The sequence below is a fragment of the Streptomyces corynorhini genome, from assembly GCF_003346515.1.
Classification (GTDB): domain Bacteria; phylum Actinomycetota; class Actinomycetes; order Streptomycetales; family Streptomycetaceae; genus Streptomyces; species Streptomyces corynorhini.
This window is the reverse complement of record NZ_QQNA01000084.1, coordinates 41,537-48,483: the sequence shown is the minus strand read 5'-3', so window position 1 is coordinate 48,483 and position 6,947 is coordinate 41,537. Positions and strand designations below refer to the sequence as shown.

The window sequence follows — 6,947 nt, the reverse complement described above, 5'->3', positions numbered from 1 at the left end:
CACCCGTACCGGCACCCGTACCCGTACCCGCACCCGTACCGGCACTCGTACCTGTACCGGCACCCGCATCCGCACCCGTACCGGCACCCGCATCCGTACGAGCACCCGCATCCGTACCGGCGCCGGACGGGGGCGCGGCGCCGGGGGCCGCTTCGTTCTGGGGACCTGTTGTGCTCATGGGTGTGCCTTCCGGGCCGTCGGCGACGTAAGTTGAGGAGGTACCTCCGATTGCCGGATTCTAGGGAACGGCGAGGCAAAAGTTGAGATGCCCTCTCCACTTTGTGGTGCGGGTCACTAAATTGAGATCCCTGCTCCACTTGTTAGGATCGCGGTCATGACGAGCGAACCGCCCTCCCGCCCGCTGCGTCGCGACGCGCGGCTGAACCGCGAGCGCATCGTCGATTCGGCCCGCGAGGTGTTCGCCGTACGCGGTATCGCGGCGACCCTGGACGATGTCGCCCATCGCGCGGGCGTCGGCGTGGGAACCGTCTACCGTCGCTTCCCCACCAAGGAAGCCCTCCTGTGGGCCGCCTTCGAGGAGCACCTGGACCAGCACGCGAAGGACATCGAGGCGGCACTGCGGGCGCCCACCGGATGGATCGGACTGGTGCGCTTCCTGCACCGTGCCGCGGAGATCCACGCCGCCAACCGGGGAATCCGCGACATCGTCCTGGGAGCGGACCTCGGCCAGCGGCACTTCGAACAGATCCGCCGACGGATCTTCCCGCTGGTGGAGCAACTCGTCGAACGGGCCCGCGCGGAAGGGGCGCTCCGGCCCGATTTCACCGCGGGTGATGTCCCGATGCTGCTCATGATGGTCAGCGAGGTCGCCCACCACAGCCGCGACGTCCGCCCCGACGCCTACGCCCGCTACATGCAACTGCTCATCGACGGCCTGCGCCACGCACCGGACAACGGCGACCTCGGCGACCCCTTGTCGAGATCCGACGTCAACACCCTCACCGCCCAGTGGCTGCCCGGCACCCAGCCACGGGGCTGACACGGACCAGCGAGCCGCCCGTCCCGGCGGCGGGCGCGGCGACGGCCGCGACGGCCGCCCGGCAGCGTGTCACGGCCGAGTCGGGCGACGCGCGTTGTCTCATGGCCGGTGTGGAGCGCACCGAGGAACCCCGAGATCCGTCGTCCCGTTCGCCTCATGCCCGTGGTGACCGGCGTGGTGACCGGCGTGGTGACCGCCGTGCCGACCGCCGTGCCGACCGCGTCCGCCGTCTGCGCGCGGACGCGGTATGGATCCTCGCCGTCGCCGCCGCCTACTGGGCGGTCGGACAGCTGGGGCTGCTGCGCCAGGTGGTCATCGAGGGGACGGTCATCACCCCGCTGTGGCCGCCCACGGGCGTCGCGCTGAGCAGTCTGCTCCTGCTGGGCCTGCGGGTCTGGCCGGGCATCGCGCTCGGGGTGCTGCTCTCCATCGCGACGATCGGCCCGCTGCGCCTCACCGACCTCGGCATCATCGCGGGCAACACGCTCGCGCCCGTCTGCGCCTGCCTCCTGCTCCGGACGGTCGGCTTCCGGATCGCCCTCGACCGGTTGCGGGACGGGGTGGCGCTGGTGTTCCTGGGCGCGCTGGCCGGGATGCTGATCAGCGCGACGACCGGTACGGCGGTGATGGTGCTCAGCGGCAGGCTGCCGCCCGAGGGGCTCTGGCCGACCTGGTCGGCGTGGTGGACGGGCGACGCGATGGGCGTACTGATCGTCACCCCGCTGATCCTCGTCCTGCGCAGGGCCAGGCTCCCGCTGCCCCGCGATCCGCGCCGCTGGGCCGAGGCGGCGGCCCTGACGGTCGCCGCCGTCGCCGTCATCCCGTGGGCCACCAGAAGCCCTCTCTGCCTGCTCTTTCTCGTCTTCCCGCTCCTCGTCTGGGCCGCCCTGCGCTTCCAGCTGGCCGGCGCGGCGCCGTGCGCGCTGCTCGTCTCCGTCCTGGCCATCTCGGCGGCGATCGACCGCGTCGGCCCCTTCGCGCACCACACCTTCGTCGAGGTCATGGTCAGCCTCCAGGCCCTCAACGGCTCCGCCGCCCTGACAGCCCTGCTGCTCGCGGCGATCGTCACCGAGCAGCGCAACATCCGGCACAAGGTCGAGCAGGCGTGCCTGGAACTGGCGGAGGTGGTGGCGCGCCTGGCGCCGTCCGGGCCGAAGGACCGCCCGCGCGGGTAGGGCGACCGGCCCGGCCGTCTCAGGCCGCCAGGGCGGTGGGCCGGGCGGCCCGCGCGACGGATCTGTCGCGCAGGATGTCCAGGAACAGCGCTCCCGCCAGCAGGTGGGCGCTGCCCCGGGGCCGTAGCCCGTCGGCGCGCAGCCGTACGTCCAGGGCGTGCAGGGCCGCGCCGCCCCGCGCGCTGCCGACGCCGCCCGCTTCGAGCACCTCGCGGGCGCCGTTCTGCGCCTCGCGCAGCCCGTGCGGTCCCGCCGCGTGCAGCAGGCCGGTGTCCTGGAGGGTGCTCATGACGGTGAGCAGCGCGTCGAGCCGGGCCTCGGGTTCGCGGGCGCCCGCCGCTCTGGCCGTACGCAGCGCCGTCAACGCCCGTCGTACGTGCGGGAATCCGGCGCGCGCCTCGCCCCGCGCGCCCGCCGCGCCGTAACGGGACGCCGCCGCGGATCCGGGGGAGGGGATCCGCGGCGCCGCCCCGTCGGGGAGGGCGGCGAGCCGCCTGGCCTCGGTGGGAAGCCGGTCGGGGGCGAGCGTGGGGGCCAAGGCGGCGGCGGACACCAGCAGGCCGAGCGGCCAGACGGCGCCGTGGTGCAGCGCGCTGCCCGCGTTGGCGCGCGCCATGGTGCGCTCGGTGCAGCGGCCGATCGCGCCGAGTTCGCGGCGCAGCCCGCGGCCGGGCTCGCCGCCCGCGCGGCGGGCCGCCGCCGCCATCGCGGTGAGGCCGGGCGTCAGCGAGCGCGCCGACCAGCGCAGGGCGCCGAAGTCGGCCTCGCGGGCGTCCGGGAGGCCGGGCTTGGGGGTCAGCTCGGCCTCGGCCAGCAGGGCGTCGACCGCCACCTCCGCGAGCACCTCGTCCGCGCGGCTCATACAAGTCCCCTTACCGAGTGCGTAGTGACGAGTCAGGAGTCGTCGTGCGTGGCGATGTCCTACGACGACGAAGAGCGGACGACGAAGAGCGGACGGCGCGGCAGTGGACGACGAAGCAGCGGACGACGAAGCAGCGGATTGCGTCCCGTCCGCCTTCTGCCCGCCGGTGTGGACCCTGACGTGGATGTGGCGGGTGCGCGGGGTGTACCAGCCGGGCACGGTCGTCGTGAACGTGACGACGACGCCGTCTGTGTCGGCGACCTGGTGGCCGCGCGAATACGTCGCGTCGTCGGCGGTGGAGCCGAGCGCGGCCACCGCGGCCACCGTGGCCAGCGCGCCCGCGCCCGCCACGGCGCCGCCGCCGTCGATGGCGCGCGTCCGCCGCCCGCTCCCCCTCTTGACCACGTGTTTCGCTGTCATGTACTGGACGGTAGGGGGCGAGCCTGAGAGGAACCCGGCTCTGGGCTGTGCGCTTCCTGTGCGGCCGGGCGAGCCTCACAAGGCCCAGCCCGGCCGCCCGGCCGCCCGGCTCTCGCGCGGAGACCGCGGAGAGCTACGCGGGCCGCAGCCGGTATCCGTACGTATAGGTGCGGCCCGCGTGCAGCAGGTACGCCGCCAGCGGGGCCGCGCCCCACGAGTTGATGCCGCCGACCCCCGTCTGCCGGTGGTTGACGCCGAGTACGGTCTCGTCCCGGCGCTTCAGGTCGTGCGGGTGCCGGGGCCCGTCGAGGTCGAAGGGCGAGTAGTGCAGCGCGCTGGTCTCCAACAGGTCTGCGGCGCGCACCCGTTCGCCCTCCTGGGCCGGGTCGGCGGTCACCGACAGTCCGTCACCGAGCCGGTCGGTGAGGGACAGCCGCCGTACGTCCGTCATGTTGCCCGTCTGCTGCGGGCGGATGTACGGAGCGACCTGGTCGTCCACCGTCGAACGGTAACGGCCCACGAGGGCACCGGTGTTGCGGTCCCAGTAGTTCTCGTGCGGTCCCCGTCCGTGCCAGTCGAGCCGCTCCAGCCCCGCCGGTACGGTCAGCAGCGCGCCCACCACGGGCAGGTCCGGCAGACCGGCGGGCGCGGTGAGGGTGTGCCGTACGCGCACCTCGCCGCTGCCCAGGACCCGGAAGACGGTGTGCCAGGTGGCGGCGGTGGGCGCGGTGGGGAGGGTCGCCGCGACCTCGATCACCACCTCGCCGGGCGCGGGATGCGCGGTGGTCACCGAGGTGACCGTCCGGTCGGCGCCCGCGTCCCGCCAGGTGCGGGCGGTCTTCTCGAAGCCCCGGCCGATGTCGTTGTCCGTCGGCGCGCGCCAGAAGTTGGGCACGGGGCCGCCCGCCAGCAGCAGCCGCCCCCGGAAGCGGTACGAGTCGAGCGTGCCGGTCCGCCGGCCGAGGACCACCTCGACGTTCCGCCCGGTGACGCGGACGAGGGTGCCCGACGCGTCGAGCGTCAGGGCGGGCGGAGCGGGCGGGGCGGCCGGGGCCGGGGCGTCCCAGTCCAGGGCGAACTGCTCGGCGGCGACGGTGTGTCCGGCGTCGGCCCAGCGGGTCCTCGCGCGCAGGACGAGGGAGACGCTCAGCCCGTACTCCGCCCCCGGCGCGAGCGCGCCCGGCCTGCGGGAGGGGATCCGTACGGTGGCCTCCCCGCCCGGCGCGGCCTTCGGCGCGGGCAGTGTGCCGCGCTGCACGGGATCGCCGTCCCGGGTGAGCGCCCAGCGCAGCTCGTACGCGTCGAGCCCGCTGAACAGGTGCTTGTTGCGTACGGTGAGGACCGGCTGCCCGGCCGCCGCGTCCCGCACGGTGACGGCCACCGGCTCGTACACCTTCTTGAGTTCGAGGAGTCCCGGATGGACCCGCCGGTCGGCGTCCACCAGGCCGTTGGCGCAGAAGTTGCCGTCGGAGGGCATCCCGGGGTGCCAGTCGCCGCCGTACGACAGATAGGTGCGGCGGGGGTCGCCGGGCACCGGGAGCCGCACCGACTGGTCGGCCCAGTCCCACACGAAGGCGCCGTGCAGATTCGGATAGCGCTCGAAGGCGTCCCAGTACTCGCGCAGATTGCCGCCGCTGTTGCCCATCGAGTGGGTGTACTCGCACAGCAGATACGGCTTCGGGTTGCCCGACTTCCCGTACGCCTCGACGCCCGCGGGGCTGGTGTACATCTCGCTGTGGATGTCGGTGACGGCGTTCATGCCCTCGTAGTGCACCGGCCGGGAGGCGTCGCGCGCGTGCGTCCAGTCGGCCATGGCACGGAAGTTGTCGCCCTGGCCGGCCTCGTTGCCGAGCGACCAGGCGACGACGCAGGGATGGTTCTTGTCGCGCTCGACGAGCGAACGCATCCGGTCCACGCAGGCGTCGGTCCACTCGGGGAGCGAGGCGGGCACGCGGTCGCGCACGCCGTGCGTTTCGAGGTTGGCCTCGTCGATGACGTACAGGCCGTACTCGTCGCAGAGTTCCAGCCAGCGCGGGTGGTTGGGGTAGTGGGAGGTGCGCACGGCGTTGATGTTGTGCCGCTTCATCAGCCGGATGTCCTCGACCATCCGGTCCTCGCGGACCGCCTGGCCGTGGTCGGGGTCGTTCTCGTGGCGGTTGGTGCCGCGCAGCATGATCGGCCGGCCGTTGATGGTGTACGTACCGGGGCCGTACGCGATCTCCCGGAAGCCGAACCGGGCCCGCTGGATGTCGACGGCCCGGCCGGAGCCGTCGGTGAGGGTGACGACGAGGGTGTAGAGGTGCGGGGACTCGGCCGACCAGAGGGCCGGGGCGGGGACCTCGGCGGTGAGGGTGAGGGCGGCGTCGCCGGACGGCGGGAGGGTGACCGGGCCGGTGAGGGGGCGCTTGAGGACGCGCCGCCCGTCGGCGTCGTACAGCACGGCCTCGACCCGGTGGCCGCGCGGTGCTCGGCCGCTGGATGCCCGCGCCTCGGCCGCCGCGCCGCCCCGGTCGCGGACGTCCAGCGTGACGCTGAGGGTGGCGTCGCGGTGGGCGGCGTCCAACTCGGTGCGTACGAAGAGGTCCTGGAGGTGCGTCGGCGCGATCGCGTACAGATAGACATCCCGGAAGATGCCCGCCAGGTCGATGAGGTCCTGGTCCTCCAGCCAACTCCCGTCGGACCACCGGAAGACCTCGACGGCCAGCGTGTTGTGCCCCGGCCTGACGTACGCGGAGATGTCGAACTCGGCCGGTGTGTAACTGTCCTCGCTGTAGCCGACGCGCTCGCCGTTCACCCACACGAAGAACGCGGACTTCACGCCCTGGAACGAGATCAGCGTGCGCCGTCCCTGCCAGTCGCGGGGCACGGTGAAGTCCCGGCGGTAGGAGCCGACCGGGTTGAACGTGTGCGGCGCGTCGGGGGGTTCGGGCGTCTCGTAGCCGACCCACGGGTACTTGATGTTGAGGTAGATCGGCTCCGGATAGCCCAGCATCTCCCAGTTCGAGGGCACGGGGATCTGGTCCCAGGCGCTGTCGTCGTAGTCCACCGCGTGGAAACCGACGGGCCGCCGCTCCGGATTCTCCGACCAGCGGAAGCGCCAACTGCCATTGAGGGAACGGTAGTACGGCGACTGCTCCAGCCGCCCGCGCAGCGCCTCGGCGGCGCTCGCGTACGGTACGAGCCGGGTGCGCGCCTCTTCCCGGTTGACCTGGAACACCTGCGGCCGGCCGTCCCACTCCGGACGCTCCTCGGCGGCACCCCCGGCGGCACCTCCGGCGCCGGCGGCGCGCCCGGCGGCACCCCCGGCCCCGGCGGCGCGCCCGCCGCCGGGACCCGCGTCCGCCGCGAAGGCGCTCTTCTGCCCGACGAAGGCGGCCCATCCCGCGAGGGCGGCCCCGGAGACCAGGAGCGAACGGCGGCGCGGATGTTGGTTGTTGCTCGGACTTTCTCCACTCATGCGGCGACTCCGAACCGAAGGCAACAAGAACAA

At 73.3% G+C, this 6,947-nt stretch carries 4 protein-coding genes; 2 read left to right on the top strand and 2 right to left on the bottom strand.

Annotated features, from left to right (window positions below; translation table 11 throughout):
• The first annotated feature begins 334 nt into the window (after positions 1-334).
• Together DVH02_RS12430 and DVH02_RS12425 are read left to right on the top strand one after the other, a co-directional pair.
• Complete coding sequence (locus DVH02_RS12430; RefSeq protein WP_114623842.1) at positions 335-1,000, top strand: TetR/AcrR family transcriptional regulator; 666 nt, start codon at positions 335-337, stop codon at positions 998-1,000.
• Positions 1,001-1,101: 101 nt separating this feature from the next.
• Positions 1,102-2,175 carry an MASE1 domain-containing protein gene (locus DVH02_RS12425; RefSeq protein ID WP_114623847.1) on the top strand — a complete coding sequence of 358 codons (1,074 nt, stop codon included), beginning with the start codon at positions 1,102-1,104 and terminating at the stop codon, positions 2,173-2,175.
• A 19-nt stretch (positions 2,176-2,194) separates the two neighbouring features.
• Here DVH02_RS12425 and DVH02_RS12420 read toward each other — a convergent pair whose 3' ends face one another.
• Positions 2,195-3,037, bottom strand: coding sequence for a triphosphoribosyl-dephospho-CoA synthase (locus DVH02_RS12420; protein ID WP_114623846.1), 843 nt, complete (start codon positions 3,035-3,037; stop codon positions 2,195-2,197).
• Positions 3,038-3,590: 553 nt separating this feature from the next.
• Positions 3,591-6,914 (bottom strand): glycoside hydrolase family 2 TIM barrel-domain containing protein, encoded by a 3,324-nt coding sequence (locus tag DVH02_RS12415; RefSeq protein WP_114623841.1) that lies wholly within the window; start codon positions 6,912-6,914, stop codon positions 3,591-3,593.
• Positions 6,915-6,947 lie beyond the last annotated feature (33 nt).

Bases quoted from the DNA above. Each gene is read 5' to 3' on its own strand.
- DVH02_RS12430 (WP_114623842.1), top strand. From the start codon at position 335: ATGACGAGCGAACCGCCCTCCCGCCCGCTGCGTCGCGACGCGCGGCTG.
- DVH02_RS12425 (WP_114623847.1), top strand. From the start codon at position 1,102: ATGGCCGGTGTGGAGCGCACCGAGGAACCCCGAGATCCGTCGTCCCGT.
- DVH02_RS12420 (WP_114623846.1), bottom strand. From the start codon at position 3,037: ATGAGCCGCGCGGACGAGGTGCTCGCGGAGGTGGCGGTCGACGCCCTG.
- DVH02_RS12415 (WP_114623841.1), bottom strand. From the start codon at position 6,914: ATGAGTGGAGAAAGTCCGAGCAACAACCAACATCCGCGCCGCCGTTCG.